The 17,093-nt window shown below is 53.7% G+C and carries 15 protein-coding genes; 11 read left to right on the plus strand and 4 right to left on the minus strand.

Going from position 1 to position 17,093, the window contains the following annotated elements; genetic code table 11:
• Window positions 1–40 precede the first annotated feature (40 nt).
• Window positions 41–1,840, minus strand: a complete 1,800-nt coding sequence (locus N8E88_RS25755; RefSeq protein WP_262293068.1) for a GGDEF domain-containing protein — start codon at window positions 1,838–1,840, stop codon at window positions 41–43.
• A gap of 144 nt (window positions 1,841–1,984) precedes the next feature.
• Complete coding sequence (locus N8E88_RS25760) at window positions 1,985–2,734, minus strand: DUF1868 domain-containing protein (protein WP_262293069.1); 750 nt, start codon at window positions 2,732–2,734, stop codon at window positions 1,985–1,987.
• Between the two features lie 254 nt (window positions 2,735–2,988).
• Between N8E88_RS25760 and N8E88_RS25765 the strand changes: the two genes are divergently transcribed.
• The 4 genes from N8E88_RS25765 (at window position 2,989) to N8E88_RS25780 (ending at window position 7,380) form a co-directional block, all read left to right on the plus strand.
• Complete coding sequence (locus N8E88_RS25765; RefSeq protein WP_262293070.1) at window positions 2,989–4,005, plus strand: iron ABC transporter substrate-binding protein; 1,017 nt, start codon at window positions 2,989–2,991, stop codon at window positions 4,003–4,005.
• A gap of 206 nt (window positions 4,006–4,211) precedes the next feature.
• On the plus strand, window positions 4,212–5,726 hold the full coding sequence (locus tag N8E88_RS25770; RefSeq protein ID WP_262293071.1) for an ABC transporter permease: 1,515 nt from the start codon (window positions 4,212–4,214) through the stop codon (window positions 5,724–5,726).
• Window positions 5,723–6,784, plus strand: a complete 1,062-nt coding sequence (locus N8E88_RS25775; protein WP_262293072.1) for an ABC transporter ATP-binding protein — start codon at window positions 5,723–5,725, stop codon at window positions 6,782–6,784. Before N8E88_RS25770 ends, N8E88_RS25775 begins: the two co-directional genes overlap by 4 nt.
• Window positions 6,785–6,807: 23 nt before the next feature.
• Window positions 6,808–7,380 (plus strand): DUF1349 domain-containing protein, encoded by a 573-nt coding sequence (locus tag N8E88_RS25780; protein WP_262293073.1) that lies wholly within the window; start codon window positions 6,808–6,810, stop codon window positions 7,378–7,380.
• Here the strand turns inward: N8E88_RS25780 and N8E88_RS25785 are convergent.
• Window positions 7,377–8,081, minus strand: a complete 705-nt coding sequence (locus N8E88_RS25785; protein WP_262293074.1) for a GntR family transcriptional regulator — start codon at window positions 8,079–8,081, stop codon at window positions 7,377–7,379. The two genes, N8E88_RS25780 and N8E88_RS25785, sit on opposite strands and share 4 nt — an antisense overlap.
• 83 nt (window positions 8,082–8,164) lie before the next feature.
• Between N8E88_RS25785 and N8E88_RS25790 the strand changes: the two genes are divergently transcribed.
• The 4 genes from N8E88_RS25790 to N8E88_RS25805 all read left to right on the plus strand — a co-directional run bounded on the left by N8E88_RS25790 (window position 8,165) and on the right by N8E88_RS25805 (window position 12,661).
• The gene (locus N8E88_RS25790) at window positions 8,165–9,763 is read left to right on the plus strand and encodes a sugar ABC transporter ATP-binding protein (protein ID WP_262293075.1); all 1,599 of its coding nucleotides are present in this window, start codon (window positions 8,165–8,167) and stop codon (window positions 9,761–9,763) included.
• 20 nt (window positions 9,764–9,783) lie between these two features.
• Window positions 9,784–11,082 carry an ABC transporter permease gene (locus tag N8E88_RS25795; protein WP_262295628.1) on the plus strand — a complete coding sequence of 433 codons (1,299 nt, stop codon included), beginning with the start codon at window positions 9,784–9,786 and terminating at the stop codon, window positions 11,080–11,082.
• A 35-nt stretch (window positions 11,083–11,117) separates the two neighbouring features.
• Window positions 11,118–12,086 (plus strand): substrate-binding domain-containing protein, encoded by a 969-nt coding sequence (locus N8E88_RS25800; protein ID WP_262293076.1) that lies wholly within the window; start codon window positions 11,118–11,120, stop codon window positions 12,084–12,086.
• A gap of 182 nt (window positions 12,087–12,268) precedes the next feature.
• Complete coding sequence (locus N8E88_RS25805; RefSeq protein WP_262293077.1) at window positions 12,269–12,661, plus strand: UCP034077 family protein; 393 nt, start codon at window positions 12,269–12,271, stop codon at window positions 12,659–12,661.
• Between the two features lie 549 nt (window positions 12,662–13,210).
• Here the strand turns inward: N8E88_RS25805 and N8E88_RS25810 are convergent.
• Window positions 13,211–15,301 carry a catalase gene (locus N8E88_RS25810; RefSeq protein WP_262293078.1) on the minus strand — a complete coding sequence of 697 codons (2,091 nt, stop codon included), beginning with the start codon at window positions 15,299–15,301 and terminating at the stop codon, window positions 13,211–13,213.
• A 99-nt stretch (window positions 15,302–15,400) separates the two neighbouring features.
• On the opposite strand from N8E88_RS25810, the gene N8E88_RS25815 reads away from it, so the two are divergent.
• From N8E88_RS25815 to modA, 3 genes are all read left to right on the plus strand, one after another.
• Window positions 15,401–15,841: a GFA family protein gene (locus N8E88_RS25815; protein ID WP_262293079.1), complete on the plus strand. Its 441-nt coding sequence runs from the start codon at window positions 15,401–15,403 to the stop codon at window positions 15,839–15,841.
• Window positions 15,831–16,178 (plus strand): DUF982 domain-containing protein, encoded by a 348-nt coding sequence (locus N8E88_RS25820; RefSeq protein WP_262293080.1) that lies wholly within the window; start codon window positions 15,831–15,833, stop codon window positions 16,176–16,178. Before N8E88_RS25815 ends, N8E88_RS25820 begins: the two co-directional genes overlap by 11 nt.
• Window positions 16,179–16,282: 104 nt before the next feature.
• Complete coding sequence (gene modA, locus N8E88_RS25825) at window positions 16,283–17,074, plus strand: molybdate ABC transporter substrate-binding protein (RefSeq protein WP_262293081.1); 792 nt, start codon at window positions 16,283–16,285, stop codon at window positions 17,072–17,074.
• The last annotated feature ends 19 nt before the right edge of the window (window positions 17,075–17,093 follow it).

Here is a 17,093-nt window from a genome sequence, read left to right on the forward strand (position 1 = left end):
TTTAGTCGCGGCCCGGGCCTCTGTCCTCGGGCTGCGATCGCTAGACTTCGCTCAATCCACTGAAAACGACACCTGTAACGCTTTCCTTTGCCGATGCCTTGATGGCTGCGATTGATGCGCTAACGCGGTTCACATCCACCTGTATATGGCCTTCCGCAATTTCCAGTACGGCGACGCTACAGCGCATCAGCGGGAATCGATGTTCGCCGCCTGTCCTGTCATGGGCGAGGATAACACCAGCTGCGCGGTCTTCCGGGCTGTAGAGTTCGCGGACTTTGACGCTGAAATCTAGCAACAGTTGCGTCAATACTGCTTCGAGTTCGTTGCGCGCTCCTCCTGTTATGCCGACGAAAAAGTCATCGCCACCGACATGGCCGAGGAACTTATCTTCTCCGACGAAATGATGCCTGAGCAAAGAGGCGAAAAGCGCAATGGCGAAATCGCCCTTCTGAAAACCATATCGATCGTTGAAGGGCTTGAAATTGTCGAAGTCGAAGTAGCAGAAATACCGCGTGTCGGAGCCGTCGCGCATGACATCCTGAACATAGTCACGAATGGATCTGTTACCCGGAAGGCTGGTCAGCGGATTCTGGTCCTGGGCGGTCTTGAGCAGCTTTTCATTGATAATTTTCAAAAGCGACGAAGCTGAAAGCACGCCCGCATAACGAAGATTTTCTGTCAGGATCACACAATCACTGCCATTCATGCCTGCGAAGATTTTCAGCATCTGTTCGGCAGGCGTATTGATATCTGCAATGGGGGCCTCGGTAACGAAATGCGCGATCCCGCGTTGATAAATGCGGTTCTTCAATAGATCGCGACCGAACGGGTGATAAATTCTTCCTTTGACATGATGCTCGTGCAGTACGCCGCGTGGCTCATCGTTAGCGCCGAGGATGGGAAAGAAGCTTTGTTGCGGGTTGTTGCGGAAAAGCTCGAAGACGGTGTCGAGATCATCATTTTCTCGCACGGCGGGCAGGCGCTGTACCTGCGCCCTGATCAGGATGCTGTCCAGCGTTGTCGTCTGCCTGCGTAAGGATCCTGCCTGTTCGAGATGAGGATATGAATCCTGCAATTCGCCAAAATGCGTGGTGGGGCGTGCGATGAAATATCCTTGCACAAGATCGCAGCCAAGTTCCCGGCAGATTACGAATTCTGCTTCGGTTTCAACCCCTTCGGCGATGATCCTGGCGCCAAGCATATGTGCGGTCTGAACGATCTGTTTGACGATGTGCCGTTTGCGCGGTGTAGAATCCAGCTTTGACACGAAATGGCGATCGATTTTGACATAGTCCGTTGCATAGTCGCAGAGCAGCTTGAGGCCGTTGAAGCCGACACCAAAATCATCGATGGCCAATTTAAAACCGGAATGGCGCAGGTTTTTGATGAGTGCGGAAAATGCCGGGTCCTGTGCGTTGTCGAAGCGTTCAGATAATTCGAAGCAGATCGAGGAGGGGCGTATCCCCGCTTTGGTTAAATGATTGGTGAGCCGTTCCACGATATCGCTGCCGAGGCCAATGAGCCTTGCATCCATATTGATAAAGAGCATTCGCTGGCTATAGCCGGGCAGTCCTCCAAATTCGGCAAAGGCGCGGCTGTTGATCACTTGCTCTAGCTCCAGCAATTGATCGACGTCGTGAGCTTTGTCCAGAAGTTGCAAAGGCGATTGGAAGCCCAAGCGATCATAGCCACGCATCAACGCTTCATAGCCAAACGTCGCACCGCTTGCGGCTTCAACGACGGGCTGAAAGGCGGTCTCGATAGCTAGTTTCGCGAGTGTAACAAGCTGATCATCGCCAAAACGACGCAAAACCAACATTTCGGCTGGACGAAAACTCATGGGAAGCTCCGGGGAAGAGATAATCATTTAGATTTATATTTTCTCTTGATCCTTCAATTTTCCGTTTCCCAATTATGACAGTTTTATGAAGTTATGGGCTGCGGGCGCCCGACAGTCGACGCAACCGAAACGGCGATAGCATGCTTATCTCGCCATGCTCGACGCAGATTCTAGATGATGCTTGTTGCCCAGAACCAGCAGTTCTTCAAAATGGTTCATATCCTTGAAGCTGCAAAAGGCGGGTGGACGAATTTCGATGATAGGGGCTGCACTCTCAAGATAGAGCAGACACTCGTCCAACAGCTTTTGCCAAGCTGGAAGGCGGTCATCATCCAGCCAGTCAACGAGATAAGCAAAGGTGATATGAAAGACATAGGTATCGTGATCTGGATGGCGGTAGCCGAACGGAACGGCGAGTGCGTCGCGCCATTTTTTGATGACAGCTTCGTCTTCCGAACTCGCTCCGGTGACAGTCAGACCGACGGGAGTGACGTCGATCACCTTGATTTTGAAGGTCCCGAAGCCTCCCAGCGATTTGAGACGGTCCAGATAAAGACGCGTCATATCGTCGATGCTGGTAGCGAGAGCAACATCCGCCGGCCAATATGGCAGCGCGCGGCGATATTCGATGATGCCTTGAAACAGCGTCATATGCAGGCTGGACACCGGTGTGAACGTTAGTTTGCCGGAATCGGGCATCGATAGCATGCGGTCTCGCACCTCATTCACAGCACGCTCGGAGGCTGACCCGCCCACCAGATGACAGACAACAGTATTACCCGGTTCCGGCAGGAAGGTACCCTCAGCGTTGTAGCGGGTTCCCAGGTGTCGAGGCATGTCGAAATTGCGGCTGGCAGCGTATCGGGCGAGGGATGGTTTGGCGGTCTGGGACATACAAATTCCATGGCACGCGGTTCGCATTGAGCGCGTGCGGTAGGTTGAGAGTCGGTGCGAGATCGCATAGTGATCGCAATTTGCCCGACGTATTTGTCAGCGATATGAAGGGAATCACGTTCAGCAAAAATCGCTGGTGCATGCCACTCGGCGGTCCTTCCCAATGCGATATAAGTTGACAGTTTTCATCATAAATGATTATCGGAAGCATGTGCAGCTGTTCCAGCCGCATGCTCATTAAAACGGAGGTCGCCATGAAATTCTCTCTATCCTTGGCCGGAGTTGTGGCTTTTGCCGCCGGTCTTGCCGGCTCAACAATGCTGGCAACGGCACAGAGTGAGTCGGAAGGCATTGTTGTCTACAACGCACAACACGAAAGCCTGACCGAAGCCTGGGCCGCCGGCTTCACCAAGGAAACGGGAATCAAGGTAACTTTGCGCAACGGTGGCGACATGGAATTCGCTAACCAGCTTGTCCAGGAAGGTGCTGCCTCACCTGCGGACGTATACCTGACAGAAAACTCACCAGGAATGGCGCTCGTCGACAACGCAAATCTGTTCGAGCCGCTGAACGCCGATACGCTTGCTCAGGTGCCTGAGAAATATCGCCCGGCCAACGGTCACTGGGTCGGCGTTGCAGCCCGCTCCACCGTTTTTGTCTATGACAAGACCAAGTTGACCGAGGACAAGCTGCCGAAGTCGTTGCTGGACCTTGCAAATCCGAGCTGGAAAGGCCGTTGGGCAGCATCGCCATCCGGCGCTGACTTCCAGGCTATCGTCGGTGCGCTGCTCCAGCTGAAGGGCGAAGAAGCGACCGCCGCATGGCTGAAGGCAATGAAAGAAAACTTCACCCCCTACAAGGGCAACAGCACTGCGATGAAGGCCGTCAACGCCGGTCAGGTAGAGGGCGCAGTTATCTACCACTATTACTACTTCGGTGATCAGGCCAAGACCGGAGAGAACAGCAAGAACATTGCCACTCATTATTTCAAGAATGAAGATCCGGGTGCATTCGTCAGCGTCTCCGGCGGAGGCGTCTTGGCCTCGAGCAAGCACAAGGACCAGGCGCAGGCGTTCGTAAAGTGGGTTACCGGCAAAGGCGGGCAGGAGATTCTGCGCGACGGTACATCCTTCGAATACGCGGTAGGCGAAGGAGCCGCATCCAATCCCAAACTGGTTCCGCTTGCTGACCTGCAAGCCCCTAAAGTCGAGCCGTCGAAGCTCGATAGCAAAAAGGTCACCGATCTGATGACCGCTGCTGGTTTGCTCTAGCCGTAACGCACCGGTCGAGCTAACAGTTCGCCAGCGACATCCCCGGTGCTTCTATCGGGGATGTCGCTTAATTCCAGGCAGCCACAAGTCATGTTGACTGACTGTAGCTGCAACAATGAAAGCAATTTACATTGCCGCCAAGCCAGTCACTTTACCAGCCAGGCGATCTTCTCCAAGCTTCCAACCCGCTCATCCGGCGCCGGTGGATGTCGAACCCGCCTATGGTTCTAGCGGCGGCGGTCGTTTCGCTTGTCTCGTTGCTGCCCGTCGGGTTTGTCATCTGGATCGGCATACAAACTGGCTGGGAAACCGCCTCGGCCCTGATTTTCCGGCCACGAGTGGGTGAACTGCTGATCAATACTGCGCTGCTGGTGGCGGTCACGATTCCGATTTCCATCATCCTTGCAGTCACGCTTGCATGGTTCACGGAGCGCACCGATCTCCGCGGAGCGCGTATCTGGTCCTGGCTGGCAGTAGCACCACTCGCAGTGCCCGCTTTTGTGCAAAGCTATGCGTGGGTTAGCCTGATACCCGGCCTGCATGGGCTTTTCGGCGGCGTTCTGGTATCAGTTTTGGCCTATTTTCCATTCTTGTATCTGCCGGTCTCCGCGCAGCTTCGCCGGCTGGATCCGGCAATCGAGGATGCGGCCGCTTCGCTGGGCAACGGCCCGTGGCGTGTCTTCTTTTTTGCCGTGTTACCCCAATTGCGTCTCGCTATTTGCGGGGGCTCACTGCTCATCGGGCTTCATCTCCTTGCCGAATATGGTCTCTACGTCATGATACGGTTCGATACGTTCACGACAGCGATTGTCGATCAGTTTCAATCGGCCTTTAATGGCCCCGCGGCCAATATGCTTGGTGGCGTGTTGGTTGTTTGCTGCTTCGGCCTTTTAGGCCTTGAAGCACTTTTGCGCGGCAATGAACGCTATGCCCGGGTTGGTTCGGGTGCTCCACGCGATACTATGAAACATAGATTGGGTTTGCTGGCCGTACCTGCCTTTCTGATTTGCCTGATCACAGCCGGGCTGTCTCTCGGCGTTCCATTTGTTACTCTGGCCCGTTGGCTGTCTATTGGCGGCATGGACAGCTGGCGCTTGGACCTGATTGGCATGGCGCTTGGTCAAACCATCATATTTGCGGTTGCAGGAGCACTTCTGACCACTATTATCACAGTGCCAATGGCGTGGCTTTCAGTTCGGGCGCCGGGCCGTTTTCAACGGATTATGGAGGCGTGCCATTACTATGTCGGATCTTTGCCGGGCGTGGTGGTGGCATTGGCACTGGTGACTGTGACCGTACGCGTCGCGCTTCCTCTTTATCAGACAGTATTCACCCTGCTACTCGCCTATGCCCTGCTATTTCTGCCCAGGTCGCTCGTTGGATTGCGCGCCAGTATTGCGCAGGTACCGGTCGAGCTTGAGCAAGCAGCCATGGCGCTTGGACGGTCGCCTGCGCAGGCAGTCAGACAGATTACCATGCGTCTTGCTGCTCCCGGCGTTGCGGTCAGTATGGCGCTGGTAGGCCTTGGAATAACCAACGAATTGACTGCAACGCTGATGCTTGCACCAAATGGCACCCGCACTCTTGCGATGCAGTTTTGGTCGCTCACCAGCGAAATAGACTATGTGGGTGCAGCACCCTATGCGCTCATGATGGTACTCTTGTCCCTGCCCATGACGCTTCTGCTTTATGCACAATCAAAACGATTTGGCGGACGATGACATTTTTGACGGTTACCGGCATTGGCAAGCGCTACGGGAGAGTAGTTGCTCTCGACGATATCACTCTCGCTGTGCCAGCGGGCAGCCGCACCGCAGTCGTTGGCTCCTCCGGGTCTGGCAAAACTACACTACTGCGTTTGATCGCTGGATTCGAAGTACCCGATACGGGCCGGGTCGTGTTGGACGGAAGTGTTCTGGCGGACGGACCAGCCGTGGTTCCTGCACATCGTCGCAGTATCGGCACCGTTGCACAGCACGGCGCCTTGTTTCCGCATTTGACTGTCAGCGACAACATCGGGTTCGGGCTCGAACGAAATACTCCGCAACGCGACAAACGCATTCTGGCCCTGATGGATCTGGTCGAACTCACACCGGCTATGCGGGATAGACGTCCGCATCAATTGTCAGGAGGTCAGCAACAGCGTGTTGCACTCGCTCGCGCACTGGCCAGACAGCCGAAACTAATGCTTTTCGATGAGCCGTTTTCTGCTCTTGATGCAGGTCTGCGCGAAGGTATCAGGACATCGGTGGCCGAGGTGCTGCGCACTCAGAAGATCACCGCCATATTGGTTACCCACGATCAGGCCGAAGCCCTCTCGTTTGCTGATCAGGTCGCCATTTTGCGGGAGGGCAAGCTTCTGCAAGTAGGTTCACCCGAAGATCTCTATATGAATCCCCGCGATCCATACACGGCCGCCTTTTTGGGTGACGCCATCATCCTGGATGCCCAGCTCAACGATGGTTGGGCTCTTTGCCCACTCGGCCGTATCGAAACCAGTTCACTTCACTCAGGTCCTGCGAAGATCATGCTCCGGCCCGAGCAAGTGGTTCTTTCTCCGGTGTCTGTTGACGCCAATGATGACTCGGGTTTTTACGGGAATATCACCCGGACTGAATTCGGCGGTGCTTCTTGTTCTATCGCCATTTCACTGACTGACAATAATCATGGCAGGCTGGACAAGCCTTCGCTGGTGATCAAGACAACAAGCATAAATTTGCCCGTGGTTGGGAGTCGTGTCCAGATAGTCGTGCTTGGCAAGGCACACGTCTTCGAATAAACATAAGTGCGAGATCTGGATCCATGGGCAATTTATTCAGCTGGGTGAACGAACCGGCGGCCTTCAGCGGCGATGCCAACGAACTTCATGTCGCGACCAAGGAAAGAACCGACTTCTGGCGGCAGACCTTTTACGGTTTCGAGCGTGACAATGGCCATGCCTACCTGACGCCGGTAAGTGGTGATTTTACGGCCAGCGTCACGGTCTGCGGCGATTACCAACAACTGTACGATCAAGCGGGGCTGTTGCTGCGCATCGACCCACAGCATTGGATCAAGACTGGTGTCGAATACACGGATGGGCTGATGCATTTCAGCGTCGTTGTCACCAACGGCACGTCGGATTGGTCCGTGATCCCTCTTCATGGCTCGAGTACCAAAGATCAGATAGGTGTGCGGCTGACGCGTCACGGGGATGCAGTACGGGTGCAATTCTCGGTCAATGGCGCAGCATGGCAACTCGCCCGTCTGGCCCCGTTTTCATCGGGTGACGCTTCGGCAGGTATCATGGCGTGCTCACCCGAACGAGGCGGTTTCGAGGCGACGTTTCGGGGTTTGACCGTCGGTTCCGCCATTTCGCGCAATCTTCACGACTAGCTTCCAAACAGTTCCGGGCGTTTATTTCTAAGATGCAAAAGCATTTTGCCCATCTGGGCTATGTGTGCTTCCATCGTCTTGGCGGCCTTGTCGGGATCCTTGTCGGCGATGGCCGAGATGATCGCCTCATGCTCGGCCAAAGTCTCGATCATCCGGGTTTCGTAGTGGAGCAAAAGTCTTCTGACGCGATCGATCTGACTGCGTTCCTTTGAAGCGATCTCGCGCAACCCCACTAGTCCTGCAGCATCGCAAATAAGGTCATGCAGCGCTTCGTCGAGTTCGTAGAACTGTTCAAAATCCTGCTTATCGGCGGCCTTGCGCTGACGTTCCAGATTTTGCCGAAACCGAGCGAGGGTTTCAGGTGTTGCACGCTCTGCAGTGCGGCGAATGGCGGCTGTCTCGAGCGCGACGCGGACGAATTGCGCCGTTTCGATCTTGTCGAGCCATAGTCGTGCGACGAAGGTTCCTGTCTGCGGGTAGATTTCAACAAGACCCTCATCCGCAAGCCGGTTTATTGCATCGCTGACCGGGGTGCGGGAAACACCTAATTGCGCCGCAACAAGCTCCTTGCGAATGGTTTCGCCCGGTGACAATTGCGACGAAATGATTGCCTGCCTCAATATTATGTAAACTTGGTCTTTGCGCGTGACCGAGACAACTTTTTGCTCTTTGAAGTTTCTGCTCGGAGAACGAAGCTGCAAGTTCAGACCCCCATTGTTGTTCTGCGAAAATCCTGTGAACGCTCAAAACTAAAATATTTGACTCTGATCCAATAACATCTAACATGTTACACACCAACTTGAAAGAATGTTTTGGGAGGAGCATTTTGGAGAGCCAGTCCCCAATCGTCTCGTTACGCGGGATCAGCAAATCCTTTGCTCACGTCGTGGCCCTGCGAAGCATCGATCTTGATGTATATGCTGGCGAAATCCATGCCGTGATGGGCGAAAACGGTGCGGGCAAGTCAACACTCGTCAAGGTTTTGAGCGGTGTTCATCGTCGAAGCAGCGGACAAATGACCGTTCGTGGACGCGAGGTCGATTTTGTGACGCCCAAGGAAGCCGAGCGCAACGGTATCGCGATCATCCACCAAGAGCTCAACCTTATCCCAAGCCTCAGCGTTTCAGAGAATATCTTTCTGGGACGGGAACCGCTCAAAGCCGGTTTGTTCATCGACTACAGGGAAATTGAAGCTCGAAGTGCAGAAATTCTTGCCAGGTTCGGCATCGATATCGATCCACGTGCGGACGTCGAGAACTTGCGCGTTGGGGAGCAGCAGCTCGTGGAGATTGCGCGAGCGCTTTCCCTGGATGCGGATGTGCTTGTGCTGGACGAGCCCACATCGGCCTTGTCGGAGGCAGAGGCACAGCGCCTCGCCAGCTTCGTTCGCCGACTGGCGCGCCAAGGTGTGGCGATCGTCTATATCTCACATCGTATGAGTGAAGTTTTTGCGTTGGCTGACAAGATCACCGTGCTGCGCGACGGCAATTTTATTGCAACACGGCGCTCTGGCGATATCAGCGAGCGCGATGTGATCCGGATGATGGTTGGACGAGACCTGAAAAAGCAGGAGAAGAAGGCACCAGTGTCCGGCAATCCGATTGTCTTGTCCGTCAGAAATCTCGGCCTTCAGAGACCGAACTCGCGCGGCCGGATTCATGGTGTGGTCGATGACGTGAGTTTCGACCTTCATGTCGGTGAAATACTGGGCATCGGCGGTCTGCTCGGCTCGGGCCGGACTGAAGTCTTGGAACTCATATTCGGTTCGGCAATTGGCAAGCGCTCGGGTTCGGTCCAGCGTTCTGGTGCGAGTTCCGATGCTCAGTCGCTCACCCCCCGACGGTCGGTGGCCAGGGGTGTCGCATTTCTCACAGAGGACCGCAAAGGTACGGGTCTTTTGATGCAGGCGGATATTCGATCGAACGCTGTTCTGCCTTCGCTGCCATGGATCGCGCCACTTGGCTGGGTGACGCAATTTCAAGAGAACGCCGTTGCCAACCGAATGATCAAGGCTATGCGCGTTCGCTGCCAGGGTCCGGACCAACAGATCGATGAACTGAGTGGCGGAAACCAGCAAAAGATCGTTCTTGGCAAATGGCTCGAAACAAAACCAAGTGTCGTTCTACTGGATGAGCCGACGCGCGGGATCGATGTTGGGGCAAAAGACGAGATTTATGACCTTCTGAGAAAGCTTGCTCAATCAGGGGTGGCGATCGTCATGGTCAGTTCGGAACTACCGGAACTGCTGGCGCTTTCAAACCGGATTCTTGTGATGCGCGAAGGCAGGGCGGCGGGGATCATCGAGAGCCACGAGTTCTCGGAAGAACGGGTAATGGAGCTTGCGACACCCTTGGGCAATTCACTCACGGGAGAGGCTGCATGACGAATACAAGCGAGCAGATCATGCCATCATCAAATAGCACCGAACGATTGAAGAGCGTCCTCAAGTCGACAAAGCTTTATTGGGGACTGGCATTGCTTTTTTTGGTAGGTGTTATTTCATCGCCCGTCTCATCAAAAGGTCACAACATCTTCTTATCGTTCGGAAATCTTTCCGATGTTTTCAGACAAATCTCCGTTACGGGTATAACCGCCGTAGGGATGACGCTGGTCATTCTCATTGCCGGTATCGACCTTTCTGTCGGCTCCGTGCTGGCTTTGGGGTCTGTGGTCTGCGCCATGCTCTTGACCAATGAAGGCTGGTCCTCCGCATACCTGCTTGGTGTACCGGCGATATTCCTGTTGGCGTTTTTGGTAGTGTTTGGCGTTCTCACCTTCGGGATAAAGTTGCAGCGAAGGGCTGCGCTCGACGCAGGTACGAACCCGCCGGCCGTCTCAAAACCGCTGTTGGCCGTTGCCGCTGCTGCCGCTCTTGTTCTGGCATTTGCGGTGGCCTTGACCTCAGACGGAAAGGCAGGAGTTCTCCTCGTTCTCCTAGTCGTGCCGGCGGTTGGCTTCATGCTTGGTACTATCAACGGATTGATCATTGTCGGTGGCCGGTTGCAACCCTTCATAGTCACGCTTGCCATGATGGTCGCCGGCCTCGGAATCGCACGATTGACTGCAGGGCAGAACACTGCCGTCTGGCCTGTTTATACGGGAAGTAACGCCACCGAAGATTTCGAGGCTCTGCGCTCGTTGGTATTCGGGATCATCCCAGTGCCGGGTGTCATCTTTGCCGGCATAATCGTCCTCTTCTGGGTAATCCTGAAATTTACGAAATTTGGGCGCTATGTGTACGCAATCGGGGGAAACGAAGAAGCTGCCCGCTTGGCCGGTGTGCCTGTTTGGCGTGTAAAGATCACTGTCTATGCCATATCGGGCTACCTGGCTGCTCTAGCCGGTATTCTTTATGTTGCGCAGTATCGGCAGGGAAAGCCGGATGCCGGGACGGGACTTGAGCTCGATGCCATCGCGGCCGTTGTCATTGGCGGTACAAGCCTAATGGGCGGGCGAGGGTCGATGATCGGCACATTGGTTGGTGTCCTCATATTTGGCTTCCTCAGCAATATCCTCCAACTCAACAACATCGACAGCAACACCCAGCTTGTTCTGAAGGGCGCGATCATCATCATCGCTGTTCTTCTCCAAGAGCGGCGCTCCAGCGGATGGTTGTTCTTTCTATCGCAATTGAGGGCGCGAGATGTGATCGACAAATCCGAGCCCAATCAAATCAAGAATCCGCAACGACCGGGCGACTAACTCACGGCAGTTAAACCCAAAGGGAGAGAGAGAAAATGGACATTAACCGCAGACAATTTGCAAAATGGGCGATAGCGACAGCCTTGATCGCGCCGCTCGTATTCAACGTGTCCGTCGCAGATGCGAAGGATAAGTATGTGATCGGCTTCAGCCAGACGACGACCGTCGAGCCCTGGCGCGTCCAGTTCAACAAAGACCTCGAGGCTGAAGCCAAGAAACACGCCAATGTCGAGCTCCTCGTTGCTGACGGGCAGGACAAGACGGAAAAACAGGTCGCCGACGTCGAAAACTTCATCCGTCAGGAGGTTGATGCGATTTTGATTTCTCCGAAGGAATCTGCTGGTCTCACAGGCGTTGTCGAGAAAGCCATGGATGCAGGGATTCCAGTCATAGTCCTGGACCGTAACGTCGATACAGAAAAGTACACGCAGTGGATCGGCGGCGACAACGTCGTCATTGGGGAAGCGGCGGGTAAGCATGCTGTTGATCTCCTTGGTGGCAAGGGCAAAGCCAAGGGAACAGTCGTCGAAATTTGGGGCGGACTCGGCACTCAGGCCAGCCATGATCGTAGCAACGGCTTTCACAAAAACACCGACGCTGAGCCCGGGATCAAGTACCTTCTCGATAAGCAATCGGGCGACTGGAAGCAGGATCAGGCCTATAACATCATGGCGACTGCGCTGCGTAATCATGAAGATATAACGCTTGTCTACGGTCACAACGATCCCATGGCATACGGTGCTTATCTCGCTGCAAAAGATGCCGGCCGCGAAAAGAATATTCTCTTTATCGGCGTGGATGGACTACCGAATGAAGGTGTTCAATGGGTGAACAAAGGAGAGTTGGCCGCGACATTCCTTTACCCGACTCCCGGGGCCGAGGGCTTGCGTCAGGCCTTAAAAGTGCTTGCAGGCGAGAAGGTGGAAAAGAAAATCGTCCTGGATACGCAAGCCATTACCAAGGAAAACGCACCGGAGATACTGAAAGCCAACGGGCTGCAATAGTTAAAGAAAATGACAGGCCGCGCTCAATGTGCGGCCTGTCAGTATTTACCCTAACCTTCATTTTCCCGCCGAATTCTGTTTTATCACTGCAATATAGTGGTAAAATGTATTTGTTGATCACGATCATGTTCCGTGCTGCAACTGATTCTGATCTTGTGGCATTGAAGGGCAGGAGTAACGAAATGAACGTTTTCAAACCTCTCGCAGTCACAAGCGCACTTCTGATCTGTCTCTCTACTCAATCCAAAGCAGAGCCGCTGAAGACGATGGACGATGTAGGGCGCGCTATCGACACGTGCTGGCAAGCACCGTCCGACGCCAAAGGTTCCGTAACCTTGAGCTTCAGCTTCAAACGTGATGGAACGCTGATAGGCAAGCCGCGGCCAACGAGCATCGCTATCGAGGGAGACGACAAGGTTCGTCAGCAATTCATTGCATCGGCAATCGATGCGCTCAACAGTTGTACGCCACTGACTTTCTCGTCAGGGCTGGCTGCAGGAATTGCGGGGCAAGTATTCACCATGCCGTTCACTGCGCCAAAAGGTTCGTCTGGCCCGATGGTCACCACGCAGTGATGTTCATCTGCCGGGTATGGAATGCATTTCGCCGGTATCTACCCCACATCAGGGGGCGTCGCTTACCAATCCAGCATCTGGAGTATGCCCGGCCTTAGCCGTATCCATGAAACTTGTACCCACAAGCCAACATGCCCCGAGAACCAGGACAAATAGAATCGCAAGGATGAGAAAATCCCGAGGTTCAAGCTGTCTGTGATGAGTTCCACGCATTTGATTGCCATTGTGTTGACTGTGCTGGTCAAACCCTAAGTAGATTGACTTAAATTCGTGTTAAAATTGCATGAAGTATACGCGTTGCTATAAAGGATTGCAGAAACGACTTCCGAGGTCAGCCCGGACACCTCCGGTCTTTTGCAACGATCTTTGAACGTTCTCCGCTTTATTTCTGGTGTTCGGCTAACGGGCAAAGTCGATCAGCGATCGGACGCGAACATGGTGCAGATACAAGCCGCCCGGACCATCGGCCGAGATCGGCGCCAAACAACAGATGGCTGAAGATGGGGTTGCTTGGCGTTTTGAACGCGCAGGTCGTGCTCTGACTTCGTACTAGGCCAAGAGCCGTATTTTCGGTTCGCGTTGCCAATAACGCTTCTTGGCTTTTTCAATGAAGCTCTTGTCTAATTCTACCACACCGTCATCTGGCTCAATTCCTGCCTTATTGAGCAACGGTCGAGCTGCAGAGGCGTAGCCGATGGCCTTCAAATGTCCAAACGCATCCATGAGCCACTGTATGGCAGCACCTTCCTTTATCAAGAGTTTGGCTCCATCTTCCGACAGTAAGACAACAACTGCGTCGAATAATTGCGAGGGCGATCCGAGCAGCTGACCATCGGCTTTCATTTGTTTTCCGTCGGAAAGTTTTGCTCCACCTATCTTCGGCGCGACCACGAAAGGCTGCCCATCTGCATCCCTGATCGCTTCTTGCAGAGTTTTAAGTGCGGCCGCATCGCTTCCATCCGCGACGAGAATTCCGACTTTCCGCCCTCGCAACGTATCGATCATGTTCGAATGAATGCTCAGAGCCGGAGAAGGCTCCATATCGATCGGGTCGCGTGCCGCCGGGTTTTTCTCTGGTAACATTATCGCAAGGCCATCCGCTACTCGTCTGGCTAGTTCCTCGTCTACATTGCGCAGATTGCCGACCATTCTTGGGGGCACCTGCTTCAGTCCAACCTTGGAAAGCTCGAATACGAACGAAGAGGCGATATGTGCTTGCTCTGATGGTTGTTGCGAACGCCAGAACAGCCGGGCCTGGCTGTAGTGATCGGCAAAGAGTTCAGCGCGGACGCGTAGCTTATCCCCTTTTTCCCCTTGGCTCGTACCACCTTCAAAAGTTCCAAACCCCATCACTGGGCATTCCCGTGGTCCGCCCGCTTCGCCGTCGGATGACAGACTATTGGGTTCGTAGTTGGCACGACCCTTTGGTACGCTCATTTGCATTTGACCATCACGCTGAAAGTTCATGACTGGACACTTCGGTGCGTTGATCGGCAGTTGGTGAAAATTTGCCGTTCCAAGACGCGACTTTTGCGTATCGAGATAGCTAAAGAGACGACCTTGCAAGAGCGGGTCGTTGGTGAAATCTACTCCAGGCACAATATTGGCGGGGCAATAGGCAACCTGTTCAGTTTCTGCGAAGAAATTATCAGGATTCCGGTCGAGAACCATGCGCCCAACCATCCGAAGTGGAATGACCTCTTCCGGGATTATCTTCGTCGAGTCGAGCACGTCGTAGGGTTGAGCGTCAGCAAATTCCTGATCGAACAATTGCAATCCAAGTTCCCATTCTGGATAGTTTCCCAAACTGATCGCTTCCCAGAGGTCGCGGCGATGAAAATCATTATCCGCTGCCTGAAGCTTCAATGCTTCATCCCAAAGAGTTGACTGAATGCCGAGTTTGGGCCGCCAGTGGAATTTGACGAAGGTGGATTTTCCATCCGCATTGACAAGTCTGAATGTGTGGATACCGAAACCTTGCATCATGCGAAGCGACCGAGGCAAAGTGCGGTCCGACATAGCCCACATCAGCATATGTGTAGTCTCAGGCATCAGCGAGGCCCAGTCCCAGAAAGTATCGTGCGCGCTTCCGGCTTGAGGAAAAGCACGGTCAGCCTCCATTTTCACAGCATGAATGAGATCGGGAAACTTGATGGCGTCCTGAATGAAGAAGACGGGAATATTGTTGCCAACGAGATCCCAGTTGCCTTCCTTCGTATAGAATTTCACGGCAAAGCCGCGGACATCTCTTGGGGTATCAACCGATCCGGCACCGCCAGCTACGGTTGAGAATCGCGTAAATACGGGTGTTCTTTCACCCGCGCGCTGGAATAGGTCGGCTTTGGTAATGTCGGAAAGTGAATCATTGAGTTCGAAGTAGCCGTGTGCAGCCGATCCACGGGCATGAACGATTCGTTCAGGAATGCGTTCATGATCGAAGTGGAAGATCTTTTCGCGAAGGACGAAATCCTCAAGCAATGTCGGGCCACGTTCGCCTGCCTTCAAACTATTCTGATTGTCGGTGATGCGGATGCCCTGATTAGTGGTGAGATGGTCGGCACCATCATGCGGTCCCTTTTCAGGCACATGCTGGTGTGTTTCGCCGCCGTTGCCTCGATCGGTGTCGAATGTCGTCGTCATGGTATCGTCCTCGCTATTGGTAGATGGAATCTAACGAGGGCTATGGAAGAAGGTTCCAGTTAGAGCTGCGCTAAACAACGGCAAATGGAGGAGTCCGAAATGGCAGGCAGGGTTGAAACGTGTGCGTGTTTTTGCGGCGCAATTGTTGCGAAGGTCGAGGGCGATCCGTTCTGGATTTGTTATGACCATGACGATGATTGTCGCCGTGCCATTGGAGGCCCACTAACCATTTGGGTCGGCTATCGACCCGACCAATTCCAGCTAAAGCGCGGCAAGCCAAAGACATTCTCGAAAACGCCTGGCGTCACTCGCAGCTTTTGCGCGGACTGTGGCACGTCGATCAGCTATTTGGACGTGGGCATTGCTGATGAACTCTACTTGACGATCGGCTTTTTCGATTACCCGGAGCGATTTCCGCCCGAGGCGCAAACATATTGGCGGCTGAGGCTGCCGTGGGTCGAATTTGCCGACGAACTTCCGCGCATCGATGAATATTCGCGGCCGCGAAATGCGAAGTTTGGCAATCCGCGTGATCGGTAAAGCCGACTTTACCAAGCTCTACCTGCCCCTTCATTTCGGCCACGAGCACGTTGGAACTCAAATTGAACAATCGCGTTCAATCAATATGACACGAATGGCTTTTGAACACGTCACCATTACAGATCGAATGCGCCTTATAAGACGTGTTTCATGTGTTGAATCGGCAGCTGAAGTTCTTGCAAAATATTGGCCTAAAAACTGTGGCGAAAAATATGCCACAGCGCAGCAAGCATGTATTGAAGCTGGGGCGGGTCGATTGCATCCCGACGAAGTCAGGCGCGCCCTTATTGATGCAGCCAAGGAGGCATCAATTTACGTCAATGAGCGGTCGCGCTAACAAACTAACCTCCATTCAATATATTCGTGAAAATATAACACTAGCCATTCCTGAGCCACCGATATATTTAGGAAAATATTTCGCACGCCTATCGGAGGTTGAATATGGGCATTGGTCGTCGTCACTGGCAAATGACAGTTGCCGCACTTTCGGTCGCTTGGCTTGGTATAATTCCGCTGTCAGGCTCTGCGCAAGCTGCAGAAACGGTAACCGTCTTCGCAGCGGCTAGTCTCAAGAACGCACTCGACGACATAACTCACGCGTGGCAGAAGCAATCCGGCAAGGAAGCCACAATCTCCTACGCAGCGAGTTCGGCTCTGGCAAAGCAGATAGAGTCTGGCGCGCCCGCTGATATCTTCATCTCGGCTGATCTCGACTGGATGGATTACCTTACAAGGGAAAACCTGATCAAGGCCGAAACACGCAAAAATCTCTTGAGCAATCGCATCGTTCTGGTTGCATCGAAAGACAAGGCAGAACCCGTCGAAATCAAAAAGGGTTTTGACCTCGCCAAACTTTTGGGCGAAGACCGTCTCGCTATGGGTGCTGTGGATTCGGTTCCGGCAGGCAAGTATGGCAAGGCCGCTCTCGAATCTCTTGGTGTGTGGTCGTCCGTGGAGGGCAAGATCGCCGGCGTGGAGAGCGTGCGTGCTGCTTTGTTGCTTGTGTCACGTGGCGAAGCACCCTACGGAATCGTCTATCGGACGGATGCGACAGCTGACAAAGAAGTCAAGATCGTAGGAACGTTTCCCGAGGACAGCCATCCTCCTATCATTTATCCGATCGCAATTCTGAGCGACAGCAAGAATGCTGATGCGGTGTCGCTGTTTGATTACATCAAGTCAGAAAAAGCTGTGCCATTCTTCGAAAAGCAGGGATTTACCGTACTCAGGTAAACCCCCGCTGATTTCCGCT

The organism is Phyllobacterium zundukense (assembly GCF_025452195.1).
Taxonomy (GTDB): domain Bacteria; phylum Pseudomonadota; class Alphaproteobacteria; order Rhizobiales; family Rhizobiaceae; genus Phyllobacterium; species Phyllobacterium zundukense_A.